General features: G+C 58.4%; 16 protein-coding genes. 2 read left to right on the forward strand and 14 right to left on the reverse strand.

Features of this window, described 5'->3' with window-relative positions:
• Positions 1–2: 2 nt before the first annotated feature.
• From sseB to trmJ, 11 genes are all read right to left on the reverse strand, one after another.
• Positions 3–779, reverse strand: coding sequence for an enhanced serine sensitivity protein SseB (gene sseB / locus ACP4QI_RS16185; RefSeq protein ID WP_426495836.1), 777 nt, complete (start codon positions 777–779; stop codon positions 3–5).
• A gap of 138 nt (positions 780–917) precedes the next feature.
• Positions 918–2,204 carry an aminopeptidase PepB gene (pepB, locus tag ACP4QI_RS16190; protein ID WP_142486705.1) on the reverse strand — a complete coding sequence of 429 codons (1,287 nt, stop codon included), beginning with the start codon at positions 2,202–2,204 and terminating at the stop codon, positions 918–920.
• 60 nt (positions 2,205–2,264) lie between these two features.
• Positions 2,265–2,465 (reverse strand): Fe-S cluster assembly protein IscX, encoded by a 201-nt coding sequence (gene iscX, locus ACP4QI_RS16195; protein WP_032613119.1) that lies wholly within the window; start codon positions 2,463–2,465, stop codon positions 2,265–2,267.
• Between the two features lies 1 nt (position 2,466).
• Complete coding sequence (gene fdx / locus ACP4QI_RS16200) at positions 2,467–2,802, reverse strand: ISC system 2Fe-2S type ferredoxin (protein WP_106994594.1); 336 nt, start codon at positions 2,800–2,802, stop codon at positions 2,467–2,469.
• Between the two features lies 1 nt (position 2,803).
• Positions 2,804–4,654: a Fe-S protein assembly chaperone HscA gene (gene hscA / locus ACP4QI_RS16205; RefSeq protein WP_426495837.1), complete on the reverse strand. Its 1,851-nt coding sequence runs from the start codon at positions 4,652–4,654 to the stop codon at positions 2,804–2,806.
• Between the two features lie 14 nt (positions 4,655–4,668).
• Positions 4,669–5,184, reverse strand: coding sequence for a co-chaperone HscB (gene hscB, locus ACP4QI_RS16210; RefSeq protein ID WP_039029730.1), 516 nt, complete (start codon positions 5,182–5,184; stop codon positions 4,669–4,671).
• A 77-nt stretch (positions 5,185–5,261) separates the two neighbouring features.
• On the reverse strand, positions 5,262–5,585 hold the full coding sequence (gene iscA / locus ACP4QI_RS16215; protein WP_039029731.1) for an iron-sulfur cluster assembly protein IscA: 324 nt from the start codon (positions 5,583–5,585) through the stop codon (positions 5,262–5,264).
• Positions 5,586–5,600: 15 nt separating this feature from the next.
• Positions 5,601–5,987, reverse strand: a complete 387-nt coding sequence (iscU, locus tag ACP4QI_RS16220; protein WP_004866383.1) for a Fe-S cluster assembly scaffold IscU — start codon at positions 5,985–5,987, stop codon at positions 5,601–5,603.
• A gap of 23 nt (positions 5,988–6,010) precedes the next feature.
• Complete coding sequence (locus ACP4QI_RS16225) at positions 6,011–7,225, reverse strand: IscS subfamily cysteine desulfurase (protein WP_142486707.1); 1,215 nt, start codon at positions 7,223–7,225, stop codon at positions 6,011–6,013.
• Positions 7,226–7,346: 121 nt separating this feature from the next.
• Positions 7,347–7,838, reverse strand: a complete 492-nt coding sequence (gene iscR, locus ACP4QI_RS16230) for a Fe-S cluster assembly transcriptional regulator IscR (RefSeq protein WP_142486708.1) — start codon at positions 7,836–7,838, stop codon at positions 7,347–7,349.
• 238 nt (positions 7,839–8,076) lie between these two features.
• Positions 8,077–8,805, reverse strand: coding sequence for a tRNA (cytosine(32)/uridine(32)-2'-O)-methyltransferase TrmJ (trmJ, locus tag ACP4QI_RS16235; RefSeq protein ID WP_142486709.1), 729 nt, complete (start codon positions 8,803–8,805; stop codon positions 8,077–8,079).
• A gap of 124 nt (positions 8,806–8,929) precedes the next feature.
• Between trmJ and suhB the strand changes: the two genes are divergently transcribed.
• The gene (gene suhB / locus ACP4QI_RS16240) at positions 8,930–9,736 is read left to right on the forward strand and encodes an inositol-1-monophosphatase (RefSeq protein ID WP_142486710.1); all 807 of its coding nucleotides are present in this window, start codon (positions 8,930–8,932) and stop codon (positions 9,734–9,736) included.
• 83 nt (positions 9,737–9,819) lie between these two features.
• Here suhB and ACP4QI_RS16245 read toward each other — a convergent pair whose 3' ends face one another.
• On the reverse strand, positions 9,820–10,785 hold the full coding sequence (locus tag ACP4QI_RS16245) for a nickel/cobalt transporter (RefSeq protein ID WP_426495838.1): 966 nt from the start codon (positions 10,783–10,785) through the stop codon (positions 9,820–9,822).
• Entirely contained in the window at positions 10,776–11,414 is a 639-nt protein-coding gene (locus ACP4QI_RS16250) for a DUF1007 family protein (protein ID WP_142486712.1), read from the reverse strand. Before ACP4QI_RS16250 ends, ACP4QI_RS16245 begins: the two co-directional genes overlap by 10 nt.
• 123 nt (positions 11,415–11,537) lie before the next feature.
• Between ACP4QI_RS16250 and csiE the strand changes: the two genes are divergently transcribed.
• Complete coding sequence (gene csiE, locus ACP4QI_RS16255) at positions 11,538–12,815, forward strand: stationary phase inducible protein CsiE (RefSeq protein WP_142486713.1); 1,278 nt, start codon at positions 11,538–11,540, stop codon at positions 12,813–12,815.
• On the opposite strand, the gene ACP4QI_RS16260 is transcribed toward csiE, so the two are convergent.
• Entirely contained in the window at positions 12,812–13,948 is a 1,137-nt protein-coding gene (locus tag ACP4QI_RS16260) for a 3-phenylpropionate MFS transporter (RefSeq protein WP_142486714.1), read from the reverse strand. The two genes, csiE and ACP4QI_RS16260, sit on opposite strands and share 4 nt — an antisense overlap.
• Positions 13,949–13,980: the final 32 nt, after the last annotated feature.

The raw sequence follows: 13,980 nt of genomic DNA on the forward strand, positions 1-13,980 counted from the left end.
GCTCAGATAATACGGTTGTTTTTGAAATCGCGCAGGAAGCCACCCCAGCGGCGCTCATAGAAGGGCGTGATGTGCTCGGTGATAAAGTGGCTGATGCCCTTCTCGCCTTTTACGACCCGGCAGATATCGATGGGCTCGTCGCCCGGCAGGGTGTCGGTCGCCACGCTGCCCGCGGCCTGGATGATGTCGTCGATCTCGCCATCCGCCTCAATGCCAATCAGCAGTACCGGCTGTTCGTCGGCCTGCTCTTTGATCGAGCAGAGAAACGCCCGCTTCACCGGTTTGATGGTTTTGAACAGGGTGGTCAGGGAGTCGATCATCTGCGCCGGTGGTTCGGCCACTTCCGACAGCAGCAGCGACTCACCGCCCTCCAGCACCTCCTGGGTGCTGAGCGGGTTACCCTCTTCGCCAATCAGATGGCTGATTTCGCGCGGGGTGAACTCTTTCCCGGTCGGCAGTTTGGCGTTCAGAAACAGGGTTTCGCCCAGCGTCATCTCAAACAGGGTGCGCACCGGCATCACCACGAACGCCTGCTCATCTTCAACCGCTTCCTGTAAGGCTTCAAGGGAGGAGAAGAACGGGATCACCGAGGTGCCGTCATCTTTTTCCCAGTGCAGAAGATCCAGGGCGCTGTCCTCAACAACCTGCTCACCTTCCGCGGCGGTGCCAGGCACCCAGACGATGGACTCCAGCAGCGTGCGGAAAAATGCCGGACGATGGGCAGGCTCGGTGGCCGCTTTCTCCAGCAAAGTTTCTAATTCGTTTTTGGTTTCTGACATAGTTTCGTTACTTCAAAATCGCCCGGCGGCGCTATGCTTGCACGGGCCTACGGGTTTTGTAGGCCGGGTAAGCGCAGCGCCACCCGGCAAGACGGTAATCTGTAGGCCCGGCAAACGCAGCGCCGCCGGGCACGTCAATTACTCTGCGGTCAACAGGTTCGCGATGGTCCGCACACCCAGACCGGTCGCACCGGCGGACCACTGCTCAACCGCCGCTTTGCGGTAGGTAGCGGAGCAGTCGATATGCAGCCAGCCTTCACGATAGTTCTCAACGAAGTGCGACAGGAAACCGGCGGCGGTGCTCGCCCCTGCCGGGTAGGCCGCGCTGGCGGTGTTGTTCAGTTCGGCGAAGTTAGACGGCAGCTGGCTGCGGTGGAACTCGGCCAGCGGCAGACGCCAGAACGGTTCGTTCTCGGCGGCAGCGCTTGCCAGCACACGGTTCGCCAGCTTGTCGTCAAAGCTGAACAGCGCGTGGTAGTCGTTGCCCAGCGCGGTTTTCGCCGCCCCGGTCAGGGTTGCCATATCGATGATCAGCTCTGGTTTTTGCGCACAAGCGTCAATCAGGCCATCGGCCAGCACCAGACGGCCTTCGGCGTCGGTGTTCATCACTTCGACGTTCTTGCCGTTGCGGTAGCGAATGATGTCGCCCAGCTTGAAGGCGTTACCGCTGACCATGTTGTCGGCGCAGCACAGGTACAGCTTGACGCGTTTGTTCAGACCGCGGGTGATGGCAAAGGCCAGCGCGCCGGTAATGGTGGCCGCGCCGCCCATGTCGGACTTCATGGAGTCCATGAACGCGCTCTGCTTCAGGCTGTAACCGCCGGTATCGAAGGTGATACCTTTCCCGACCAGGCAGGCGAATACCGGTGCCGCTTTATCACCGGTTGGGTTGTAATCCAGCGCCAGCAGCACAGGAGGACGCTCGGAGCCGCGGCCAACGGTGTGGATGCCCATGTAGTTCTGCTCGCGCAGATCTTCGCCTTTGGTGATGCGGTAAGACATCTTGTCGCCAGCGACTTTGCTCAACAGATCCACCGCGCGCTGCGCCAGCTGTTCCGGGCCTAACTCTTCCGCCGGGGCGTTGATAGTATCGCGCACCCAGTCGATGATGGTCAGACGGCTTTCCAGCTCTGTCTTTCCTGCGTCGTCGAGGTTCGCCCACTCAATTTTACGGGTGCCTTTTGGACCTTTATAGCCCGCCCAGAATGCCCAACTGCGATCGGTGTCCCAGCCTTCGCCGTCGAGACACACATGTTTAATGCCCAGGCCGTCAATTTTCCGCGCCGCGCGCTGGATCAGACCGACATCGTCGCTGCCGTTCAGGTGCAGGGTAATACCGTCATTGTTGATGCTGTAAGTGGCTTTTTCACCCCAGCGCGCATCGGCAGGCTGAGTAGAGAGCGTAATCTTCATCGCTTCGGTCATTTTTATTTATCCTTATTAGCAACAAGCAAACGGGCCGCCTGAAGGCAGCCCGTTACGTTTTTATTCTGCTTCGTCCAGCCAGACTAACAGAATCGCCTCCAGAATTTTTTCATTGGATGCGTTGGGATCGTCGTCAAACTCTTCCAGATCGCAAATCCACTGATGCATATCGGTGAAGCGTACGGTCTTCGGATCGAGATCCGGGTTAGCGTCGTACAGCGCCTCGCCGATTTCACGGCTGTCAGTCCACTTCAGTCCCATATTAATGCTCGCGTGCGTGGTTAAGCGTATAACGCGGAAGTTCAACCACCAGATCTTCATCGGTGACGCGCGCCTGACAGCTCAGACGGCTTTCAGGCTCCAGACCCCATGCTTTATCCAGCATGTCGTCTTCATCTTCTGTGCTCTCCGCAAGAGAGTCAAAACCCTCGCGGACGATGCAGTGGCAGGTCGTGCAGGCACAGGATTTTTCACAGGCGTGTTCCACTTCGATACCGTTACGCAGGGCAACGTTAAGGATGGTTTCGCCGGTCTCAGCTTCCAGAACTGCGCCATCCGGACAGAGGTCCGCATGAGGCAAAATAACAATCTTTGGCATATTAAACCTCGTCCACGGAGTGGCCTTTCAGCGCGGTACGGACAGACTGGTCCATGCGGCGAGCGGCGAACTCCTGGGTTTGCTTATCAACGTTTTTAATCGCTTGTTCTATGGCGTCAGGGTCATTGCCAACCGCCACCGCGCTCAGTTGCGCGACGGCATCGTCAATGGCCTGACGTTCTGCGGCGCTTAACAGCGCGGCATCAGCAGTGAGTGCGCTGTTCAGGCTTTCCAGCACGCGTGCGGCTTCAACTTTCTGTTCCGCCAGCATACGCGCCTTCACATCCTGCGCAGCAAAACTCATTGAGTCCTGAATCATGGTGGCGATTTCGCCATCGGTCAGACCGTAGGACGGTTTCACCTGGATGGAGGATTCGACACCGGTCGATTTTTCCATCGCCGTGACGCTCAGCAGGCCGTCTGCATCCACCTGGAAGGTGACGCGGATATGCGCCCCGCCCGCAGGCAGTGCCGGGATCCCGCGCAGCGCGAAACGCGCCAGCGAACGGCAGTCCTGGACCAGCTCGCGCTCGCCCTGCAGCACGTGGATCGACATCGCGGTCTGGCCGTCTTTAAAGGTGGTGAACTCCTGCGCGCGCGCCACCGGAATGGTGGTGTTACGCGGGATCACTTTCTCCACCAGGCCGCCCATGGTTTCTAACCCGAGGGACAGCGGGATCACGTCCAGCAGCAGCATTTCGCTGTCCGGCTTGTTGCCGACCAGGATATCGGCCTGGATAGCGGCGCCAATGGCGACCACTTTATCCGGATCGATAGAGGTTAATGGCGTGCGGCCAAAGAATTCGCCCACGCGTTCGCGTACCAGTGGAACGCGGGTCGAACCGCCGACCATGACAACGTCCAGCACCTCTTCTGCTTCCACGCCCGCATCTTTCAGCGCGCGACGGCAGGCCAGCAGGGTGCGTTTCACCAGCGGGGCGATCAGCGCATTGAACTGTTCACGGCTGATGTCGCCTTTCCAGCCCGCGACCTCAACGGTCACGGAGGCAGCATCGCTGAGGGCGATTTTGGCGGCAATGGCCGCATCCAGCAGCTGACGTTGCAGACGCGCGTCACTGCGATCGGATATCCCCGCCTGCTCACAGATGTGATCCGCCAGCAGATGGTCAAAGTCGTCGCCACCGAGGGCAGAGTCGCCGCCGGTCGCCAGCACTTCAAACACCCCGCGGCTTAAGCGCAGAATCGAAATATCAAAGGTCCCGCCGCCGAGATCGAAGACCGCAATCACCCCTTCCTGACCGGAGTCGAGGCCGTAGGCAATGGCGGCAGCCGTCGGCTCGTTAAGCAGACGCAGCACGTGCAGGCCCGCCAGACGCGCCGCGTCTTTGGTGCCCTGACGCTGGGCGTCATCGAAATAGGCCGGAACGGTGATCACTACGCCATCCAGCTCGCCTTCAAGGGTCGCGGTTGCGCGGGCGGCCAGCGCCTTAAGGATATCGGCAGAGACGCGGATCGGGTTCAGTAAACCCGCGGCGGTGGCGATCATCGGCAGGCCATTTTCACTTGCCTGCAGCTGATACGGCAGATGCGGATAACGGCTCTGGATGTCTGCCAGCGAGCGGCCCATCATGCGTTTTACCGAGCTGATGGTGTTGGCCGGATCCTGGGCTGCGTTGGCGCGGGCATCAAAGCCCACGCTGTGGCCCTGGGGCTGATAGTGGACCACAGAGGGCAGCAGGTGTTGACCCTGCGCATCCGCCAGCGTCTCAGCCTGGCCGCTGCGCACGGTCGCCACCAGCGAGTTGGTGGTGCCTAAGTCGATGCCTACCGCCAGACGACGCTGGTGCGGTGCGGCACTTAAGCCCGGCTCACTAATTTGTAATAAGGCCATAATTGCTTCCGAAATTAAAAATCGAGCAGCTTTTCTTCGAGTTGTTCAGCACTGCTTCGCAGTTTATCGAGAAAACGCAGCTTGCGAACGCTGTCCGCCGCCACGTCCCACGTCTCGTTATTCAATTGGTCAACCATCTGCTGATGGCGGGTATCGAACATCCCTTTTACGCGCTTAATAAAGCGCTCAAGACGGGCTTCGTCTTTGGCCTGTTCGATCTCATCCAGCTCTTCACGCAGCTCCAGCTGTTCCATCAGGAAGGCGGTGTCGCGGACGGTGTGTTGCTCGCTGGAGAGATCAAACCCGTGGCGCGAAAGCAGATATTCTGCCCGACTCAGCGGATTGCGCAGGGTTTGCCACGCCTGATTGATGGTCGCAGAGTGCTGCACCGCCGCCAGCTGTTCCGCCTGCGTGCCGCTGGCGAACTTATCCGGGTGATACTGACGTTGCAGATCCTGGAAACGGGCCGCCAGCGCCTGAGTATCAATTTCATACCCGGCTGGTAACCCAAAGAGGGTGAAGTAATCCATAACAATCTCAGGGTTAGCTGATTAAAACAAACCCCACACACAGTCTGGCTGCGGTGGGGTTAGCAGGTGATACGCAATTAAACGTGGAAGCTTTCGCCGCAGCCGCACTCGTCTTTAACGTTCGGGTTAGTAAATTTAAACCCTTCGTTAAGGCCTTCTTTTACAAAGTCCAGCTGAGTGCCGTTCAGGAACTGCAGGCTTTTACCATCGACCACCACCTTCACGCCTTTGTCTTCGAATACGGTATCTTCCGCCGCAGGTTCGTCAACAAATTCCAGTACATACGCCATACCGGAACAGCCGGAGGTGCGTACACCCAGTCGCAGGCCGAAGCCTTTGCCACGGTTTGCCAGGAAGGAGCTTACTCGCGCGGCAGCGCTGTCGCTAAGGGTAATCGACATAACAACCTCAACTAATTATTTTGCTTCACGTTTGCTTTTGTAATCCGCGATTGCAGCTTTAATCGCATCTTCCGCCAGGATAGAGCAGTGAATTTTCACCGGCGGCAGTTCGAGTTCGTCAGCAATATCGGTATTTTTAATCGCCTGCGCTTCGTCCAGAGATTTGCCCTTCACCCACTCGGTGACCAGGGAGCTGGAGGCGATTGCGGAACCGCAACCGTAAGTCTTGAAGCGCGCGTCTTCAATGATACCTTCATTGTTGACTTTAATCTGCAACTTCATCACGTCGCCACAGGCCGGTGCACCCACCATGCCGCTGCCTACGCTGTCGTCGCTGTTGTCGAAGGAGCCCACGTTACGTGGATTCTCGTAATGATCGATAACTTTTTCGCTGTATGCCATGTTGAATTCTCCTTACAAACCGATTAGTGATGTGACCATTCAATGCTGTTCAGATCCACGCCTTCTTTGAACATTTCCCACAGTGGAGAGAGTTCACGCAGACGGCCAATGGAGTTGCGAACCAGTTTGATGGTGTAGTCAATCTCTTCATCGGTAGTGAAACGACCTAAAGAGAAGCGGATAGAGCTGTGTGCCAGTTCGTCGGTCATGCCCAGCGCACGCAGTACGTAGGACGGCTCCAGGCTTGCGGAAGTACACGCAGAACCGGAAGAGACGGCCAGGTCTTTCAGGGCCATGATCAGCGACTCGCCTTCAACATAGTTGAAGCTGACGTTGAGGATGTTCGGTGCGCCCTGCTCGAGATCGCCGTTCAGGTAGACCTCTTCCATATCCTTCACGCCTTCCCACAGACGGTTGCGCAGCGTACGCAGGCGCGCCATCTCGGTTTCCATCTCTTCTTTGGCGATACGGTAGGCTTCACCCATACCCACGATCTGGTGAACAGGCAGAGTACCGGAACGCATGCCGCGCTCGTGACCGCCGCCGTGCATCTGGGATTCGATACGGATACGTGGCTTACGACGCACGTACAGCGCGCCAATGCCTTTCGGGCCATAGATTTTGTGGCCGGAGAAGGACATCAGGTCCACTTTCAGCTGGCTCAGGTCGATAGGCAGTTTGCCCACGCTCTGGGTCGCATCAACGTGGTAGATGATACCGCGCGCACGGCACAGTTCGCCGATAGTGGCGATATCCTGCACCACGCCGATTTCGTTGTTGACGTGCATGATGGAGACCAGAATGGTGTCATCACGCATTGCCGCTTCGAGCTCTTTCAGGTCGATGATACCGTTGCGCTGCGGGGCGAGGTAGGTTACTTCAAACCCTTCACGCTCCAGCTGACGGCAGGTGTCCAGCACGGCTTTGTGTTCGGTTTTGCTGGTGATGATGTGCTTGCCTTTTTTCTGATAGAAATTGGCCGCACCTTTGATCGCCAGGTTATCGGATTCGGTCGCGCCTGAGGTGAAAACAATTTCACGCGGATCGGCGCCAACCAGCTCGGCAATCTGATTACGGGCGATATCTACCGCCTCTTCAGCATGCCAGCCAAAACGGTGGGAGCGGGAAGCCGGGTTACCGAAGTTTCCGTCCAGGGTCAGACACTGCATCATTTTCTCGGCAACACGCGGGTCCACCGGCGTGGTTGCGGAGTAATCGAGATAGATAGGTAATTTCATTGCTCTATAGACTCCGTACATCGCTTCAATGCAAGGAACCAGGCAACCGGCTGGATGTACGACCGGGTCATCGGGGCGCGCGAACGCCCCGGCCTGATTCTAAAATACTTATCGTTTTTTATTACGCGCGCAGTTTAACGTCGATAGCGTCTTGCGTGCGGGTATTACGATGGGACTCGTGCGAGTGCTGACGACCTGAGACGTCCAGCACTTCCTGGTTGTTAACCAGTTCACCAATGGTGATGTTATTCAGGAAGCCGGTCAGACGGTCGCTCAGATCGCGCCACAGCGCGTGAGTCAGACATTTATCGCCGCCCTGACAGCCGCCTTTACCCTGGCAACGAGTCGCGTCGACGGATTCGTCAACTGCGCTAATGACTTCGCCAACGGCAATACTGCCCGCGTCTTTACCTAACAGATATCCGCCGCCAGGACCGCGGACGCTGGAAACCAGGCCATTTTTACGCAGTCGGGAGAACAGCTGTTCCAGATAAGAGAGGGAAATTCCCTGACGTTCAGAAATATCAGCCAACGGAACCGGGCCCGATTCGGAGTTGAGCGCAACGTCCAGCATCGCGGTCACGGCATAACGCCCTTTAGATGTCAGTCTCATGTCTTACTTAACCTCAAACTCGCCCCTGCCCGGGGATTTTTATTGTAAAGTGGGGGTATTGCATAGCAGGGCCAAGTCTGACATTCCCGACTAATTTGGTCAACTATTTACTTGACTGTTTTAGTCAGGTATTTAACCTTCTGTGCGCTCATGAGTTTTGCCCGGCGGCGCTTCGCTTGCACGGGCCTACGGTCTTGTAGGCCGGGTAAGCGCAGCGCCACCCGGCAAGCAAACGGCACTACTCTTTATTCTTCTGCTCAATCGACGCCAGAATACCGCGCAGGATGTTCAGCTCCTGGCTCTCCGGACGCGCGCGGGTAAAGAGGCGGCGCAGTCGGTTCATCACCTGCCCCGGATGCCCGGCGCGGATAAAGCCGGTGGCGAGCAGGGTCTGCTCCAGATGGCCATAGAAACGCTCCAGGTCATCCACCAGCGGATACGGGGTCTCTTCCGGCGCAGCGTAAGTCTCTTTCTCCTGCGTTGCCAGCCACGCCATCCGCACTTCGTAGGCAATAACCTGCACGGCCATCGCCAGGTTCAGCGAGCTGTATTCCGGATTAGCGGCAATGGCGACGTGATAATGACACTTTTGCAGCTCGTCGTTGGTCAGCCCCACGCGCTCACGGCCAAACACCAGCGCCACCGGCGCATGCTGGCCTTCGGAAACGCTTTTCAGCCCGCATTCACGCGGATCGAGCATCGGCCACGGCAGGGTGCGCGAACGCGCGCTGGTTCCGACTACCAGACTGCAACCGGCTAAGGCTTCATCCAGGGTATCGACGATCTGCGCATTGCCAATCACGTCGCTGGCACCTGCGGCCAGCGCAATGGCCTGCGAGTCGGGTTTGACCAGCGGGTTAACCAGCCAGAGATTGGTTAAGCCCATGGTTTTCATAGCACGGGCCACGGAGCCCATATTGCCGGTATGCGATGTTTCGACCAGCACGATTCGGATATTTTGCAGCATAATTTTTCTGAGTCTGGAGAATATTCGGTGATGTTATCATAAACGGAAGACATATTCCGATCCCGCTGCTATACTCTGCGCCGTTTTCGTATCCCCGTTCTTTAACATCCAGTGAGAGTAACCGATGCAACATCCTATGTTGACCATCGCCGTGCGCGCAGCGCGCAAGGCGGGTAATGTAATTGCCAAACACTACGAGACCCCAGATTCCGTAGAAACCAGCCAGAAAGGCAGCAATGACTTTGTGACTAACGTCGATAAAGCCGCAGAAGCGATTATTATCGAAACCATTCGCAAATCTTACCCGCAGCACACCATCATCACCGAAGAAAGCGGTGAGCATGCAGGCGAAGATCAGGATGTTCAGTGGGTTATCGATCCTCTGGATGGCACCACCAACTTCGTTAAACGTCTGCCACACTTCGCTGTCTCTATCGCCGTACGCATCAAAGGCCGTACTGAAGTGGCTGTGGTTTACGATCCAATGCGTAACGAACTCTTCACCGCAACCCGTGGTCAGGGCGCACAGCTGAACGGCTACCGTCTGCGCGGCACCAACGCTCGCGACCTCGACGGCACCATTCTGGCGACCGGTTTCCCGTTCAAAGCCAAACAGCACGCACCTGCCTACATGAAAATTCTGGGCAAACTGTTCACCGAGTGCGCTGACTTCCGCCGCACCGGTTCCGCTGCGCTGGACCTGGCCTACGTTGCCGCTGGCCGCGTGGACGGTTACTTTGAAATTGGCCTGAAGCCGTGGGACTTCGCTGCTGGCGAACTGATTGCCCGTGAAGCGGGTGCCCTGGTGTGCGATTTCACCGGTGGCCACAACTACATGCTGTCCGGCAACATCGTTGCAGGTAACCCACGCGTTGTGAAAGCGATGCTGGCGAACATGCGTGACGAACTGAGCGAAGCGCTGAAGCGTTAATTCTGGTTGTCTTGCCCGGTGGCGCTCGCGCTTACCGGGCCTACAAGACCGTAGGCCGGGCAAACGAAGTGCCGCCCGGCATTTTAAAACGGCCGCATTCCCCTGCCCACCGGCACCGCACTGATCCACATCATCACCGCCGCTACCAGCAATACCACTCCACCCGCTAATGCCAGCGTTGTCCATCCGATCTGTCGCCACAGTACCGGCGCTTTGTTGCCGCTAAGCCTGACCGCCAGCTGACGAAAGCCGTGCACCAGCAGCGCCAGCGAAGAGATGGTTAATCCCGTTCCCGCCGCCATCGCCAGCGCCGAAGCCACGCCCCAGCTGAACACGCCGATCACCTTACTGAACAGCAGCACCATAATCGCCCCGGAACAGGGTCGCATGCCCATGGACAGGATAATCATCATCCGCGCCCGCCAGTCGTCAGCGCGCTGGATCTGCGTCGGGCTCGGCAGATGCTGATGGCCGCAGCCGCAGTTTGCATCGTGGACGTGATGCGGAGTAAAGGCTTTGAAGGTCGGTTTACGCAGCAGGCCGCGCAGTTTTTTCAGCGCCCGCCAGCAGAGCATCAGCCCCAGCACGCCCACCAGGGCATAGTTTCCCTTCTCCAGCCAGAAGCTGCTCATGTGCAGATCCCGCGCCGGGAGCTGCAGCAGCGTTAACACGCTTACCACCAGGGCGATCGCCACCACTCCCTGTAACAAAGAGGAGGCCAGGGTTAAGCCAATACTCGATTTCAGTTTTGAGGGATGGGTGGCAAGCCAGGTGGCGATGACAATTTTGCCGTGGCCCGGCCCCAGGGCGTGCAACACGCCGTATACAAAGCTGAATAGCAGCAGCGACCCACCCGCCGCCGTCGGATTGTCGGCCACCGCCTTCAGCAGGCCGCTCATCTGCTGGTTGACGTCCCGCTGCCAGAGAATGCTCTGGCGCATCACCTGCGGCCACGCCTGCCAGAGCCAGACAGCGCCCGCCACCGCCGCAACCAGAAACAGCCCCAGCGGCCAGAGATCCCACCCGCGTCGCGCGCGTACTACTGACATTGCAGGGTCACCGTCTGGGCAAACTGTTTGCCGAGATCCATATCCTCCGGCGGCGCATCGTCTTTATCCAGCGAGCTGGCAAAGTTCAGCGTCTCATCGCTGGGCTCCGGGGTGTCCACGCTGACGGAACAGCTTTTTTGCAGCTCAGCAGGCAGCGACACATCGTCATCCTCGGCGTAGCTCATGTCCACGTAATAGGAGGGATCGAAGGTGGAGAAGGTATATTTTTGTCCGGCCAGCGGCTGAGGCTCCGCCAGCGGCAAAATAAAGGTCAGCACCGCCTGATGCTCCTGACGGGTCATGCCGTACTGGGTGGGCCGGTTGAGGAATTTCACCTTCTGCCCGTTATGCCAGAACTCGGTAAAGTAGTGCTGACCGAGCACATTGGCCATGACTTCCGCCGCCAGCTTTTTCCAGATCTCATCCCCCGGCTTTGCGTTTCCGGCATCGTAAAGCAGATCGGCGGAGGTCAGCTCATCCATCGCCCAGCGCATCTTCAGCCCGGTAAGCTGGTTGTCTTTCACCATGATCTGCGTTTTCAGGGTGATAAAGCTGTGAGGGTGCGCGGCGGCGGTAAAAGATAAAACCGCCAAAAAAAGCGTCGTTGCGCTGCGTTTCACTGTTTGCATCTCATCCTCACGTCAAAAATTCTGTGATGTTCACCCGCATTCCTGAAGGAAAGCCCGGCAACACGTGCTACGGGGTACATCCTTTAGCTATTCTTATCAAACACACTCACTGGAACCCGACAGATGATGACGACTCTCGAAATGCCATCTGCACTTTCCAGTTCGCAGCGCCGCTGCCAGGTTCTGTTGATGCTCTATGTGCCAGGCTTTCGCGCCACCCTGCAAAGCATCGGTGAAATCAACGGTGTCGATGATGCCCTCTGCCGGCAGGATATCGACGAGATGCGCATGGAGATCCAGCGCTATCACCAGCTCGACATTGCGACACAGCATGATGGCTGCTACCTGCTGGAAGGTAGCCACCTGAACCAACGCTTGTGCCTGCTGCACTGGTTGCGCCGGGCGTTACGCCTCTGCCCCCACTTCGTCGCGCAGCAGTTTACCCCATCTCTGAAAATCGCGCTAAAGCAGCTCGGCATCGCCCGCACTTTATATGACGATACCAACCTGCGGGCGCTGATTAACTTTTGCTCCCGCCGCCTGCAGCGCCAGTTTGAATGCCGGGACACGCAGTTTTTGCAGCTCTATTTGCAGTACTGTCTGCTCCAGCACCAGCTGGGCCAGAGCCCCGAATTTTCGGTGGTTCAGCGTAACTGGACCCAGTCGCGCAGCGAATATCTGATGGCGCAGGAGATTATCCGCCACTGGCAGCGCCGCGTGGCGCAGGCGCCTCACGCCGATGAGCAACCTTTTCTGGCGCTGCTGTTTATGATGCTCCGCACGCCGGATCCCCTTCGCGATACGCACCTGGAAGATGACCGTCTGCGTCGCACCATCACCCGCATGATCGCCCGCTTTCATGGGCAAACCGGCATGCAGTTCAGCGACGAGCAGGGGCTTATCGATCAGCTCTATATTCATCTGGCGCAGGCTCTGGACCGCTCGCTGTTTGGCATCGGTATCGACAACAGCCTGCCCGAAGAGATCCATCGCCTCTATCCGCGCCTGATGCGTACCACCCGCGAGGTGCTGTTCGAGCTGGAGGCGGAGTTTGGCCTGCGGTTTTCTGAGGAGGAGTCGAGCCTGGTGGCGGTGATCTTTGGCGCCTGGCTGATGCAGGAGAACGATCTGCATGAAAAGCAGGTGGTGTTGCTGACCGGGGAGGATAAAGCCTGCGAGGAGTTGATTGAACAGCAGCTGCGGGAGCTGACCCTGCTGCCGCTGAACATTCGCTATGTGACGCTACAGGCCTTTCAGAAGGAGGGGGCCCCGCGCGAGGCCGCCCTGGTGGTCACGCCCTATACCACCGCCCTGCCCCTGTTCTCGCCGCCGCTCATCCACGCCGTCGAGGCGTTGAATGCGCAGCAGCAGGAACATATTCGCGCCATGCTGGAATCTTAGCGCGCTGCTACCCGCGGACGCAGCAGAACCGCGGGCAGCGCCACCAGCGCCATCACCCAGAATACGCCGTGACCGAGATGCTGGTACAGGAAGCCGGCGAAGACGGTCATGATCGCAATACTGCCCCCCATTGCCACCGCCGAGTAGACCGCCTGGAGGCGGATCACATCGCTGCCCTCGCGCGCCGAGATATAGCGCATCGCCGCCAGATGGCACACCGTGAAGGTGCCGCAGTGCAGGATCTGCGCCACAATCAGCCACGGCAGCTCGGTGGTCCAGCCCATGATCCCCCAGCGGGCGATACCGCAGACGGCAGAGAGCAGGAGCAGATCCCGGGCGCCAAAGCGGCGGAACAGTCGGTTGCTGAGGGCAAAGATGATCACTTCCGCCACCACGCCCAGCGACCAGAGATAGCCGACGGCCGAAGCGGAATACCCGGCGCCCTGCCAGTAGATGGCGCTGAAGCCATAGTAGGCGGCATGCGCCCCCTGCAGCAGGCAGACGCAGGCGAGGAAACGCCAGCTCTGGGCCACCAGCGAGCGCCATGCCGGCCAGCCTGCGCTCTCCTGCTGGCGGCTCTCGCCCTGCGGCATCACCGAGGGGCGAAGCAGCATCCCGAGCAGCATCGACATAATGCCCAGGCTCAACAGAGCCAGAATGGCGCGATAGTCGTACAGGCTCACCAGCTTGCCCACCAGCGCCGAGCCAATCACAAAGGCGATCGAGCCCCACAGCCGCACCCGGCCATAGTCCATGGTGATCTGCTTCTGCCAGGTATTGGCCAGCGCATCGGTCAGCGGCACCAGCGGCGAGAAGAAGAGGTTGAAGCCCACCATCACCACCACCAGCCAGGCAAACTGCTGGCTGACCCAGAATCCAGCCATAAACACCAGGGTGAGCAGGGCCAGCACGCGCACGGCTTTGATTAACAGGGAGGGATCGCTGACGCGCGGCGCAATCAGCAGGCTACCGAGAAAACGCGCCACCAGGCCCGAGCCCAGCAGGACGCCTATCATCTCCGGGGTGAGGCCGATTCCCTTGAGCCAGACGCTCCAGAAAGGCAGAAAAATACCGTAGCTAAAAAAGTAGGTGAAGTAGCTGAGCGCCAGCCAGCGTGTGGAATGCAAAACCATGAATCCCTCCCGTTTTGGAGGCGATAGTCTGG

The sequence above is a fragment of the Leclercia sp. TB492 genome (genome assembly GCF_049974505.2).
Taxonomy (GTDB): Bacteria; Pseudomonadota; Gammaproteobacteria; order Enterobacterales; family Enterobacteriaceae; genus Enterobacter; species Enterobacter adecarboxylatus_C.

Excerpts from the sequence above, each read along its gene's own strand:
- sseB (WP_426495836.1), bottom strand. The coding sequence starts at position 779 with ATGTCAGAAACCAAAAACGAATTAGAAACTTTGCTGGAGAAAGCGGCC.
- pepB (WP_142486705.1), bottom strand. The coding sequence starts at position 2,204 with ATGACCGAAGCGATGAAGATTACGCTCTCTACTCAGCCTGCCGATGCG.
- iscX (WP_032613119.1), bottom strand. The coding sequence starts at position 2,465 with ATGGGACTGAAGTGGACTGACAGCCGTGAAATCGGCGAGGCGCTGTAC.
- fdx (WP_106994594.1), bottom strand. The coding sequence starts at position 2,802 with ATGCCAAAGATTGTTATTTTGCCTCATGCGGACCTCTGTCCGGATGGC.
- hscA (WP_426495837.1), bottom strand. The coding sequence starts at position 4,654 with ATGGCCTTATTACAAATTAGTGAGCCGGGCTTAAGTGCCGCACCGCAC.
- hscB (WP_039029730.1), bottom strand. The coding sequence starts at position 5,184 with ATGGATTACTTCACCCTCTTTGGGTTACCAGCCGGGTATGAAATTGAT.
- iscA (WP_039029731.1), bottom strand. The coding sequence starts at position 5,585 with ATGTCGATTACCCTTAGCGACAGCGCTGCCGCGCGAGTAAGCTCCTTC.
- iscU (WP_004866383.1), bottom strand. The coding sequence starts at position 5,987 with ATGGCATACAGCGAAAAAGTTATCGATCATTACGAGAATCCACGTAAC.
- ACP4QI_RS16225 (WP_142486707.1), bottom strand. The coding sequence starts at position 7,225 with ATGAAATTACCTATCTATCTCGATTACTCCGCAACCACGCCGGTGGAC.
- iscR (WP_142486708.1), bottom strand. The coding sequence starts at position 7,838 with ATGAGACTGACATCTAAAGGGCGTTATGCCGTGACCGCGATGCTGGAC.
- trmJ (WP_142486709.1), bottom strand. The coding sequence starts at position 8,805 with ATGCTGCAAAATATCCGAATCGTGCTGGTCGAAACATCGCATACCGGC.
- suhB (WP_142486710.1), top strand. The coding sequence starts at position 8,930 with ATGCAACATCCTATGTTGACCATCGCCGTGCGCGCAGCGCGCAAGGCG.
- ACP4QI_RS16245 (WP_426495838.1), bottom strand. The coding sequence starts at position 10,785 with ATGTCAGTAGTACGCGCGCGACGCGGGTGGGATCTCTGGCCGCTGGGG.
- ACP4QI_RS16250 (WP_142486712.1), bottom strand. The coding sequence starts at position 11,414 with ATGCAAACAGTGAAACGCAGCGCAACGACGCTTTTTTTGGCGGTTTTA.
- csiE (WP_142486713.1), top strand. The coding sequence starts at position 11,538 with ATGATGACGACTCTCGAAATGCCATCTGCACTTTCCAGTTCGCAGCGC.
- ACP4QI_RS16260 (WP_142486714.1), bottom strand. The coding sequence starts at position 13,948 with ATGGTTTTGCATTCCACACGCTGGCTGGCGCTCAGCTACTTCACCTAC.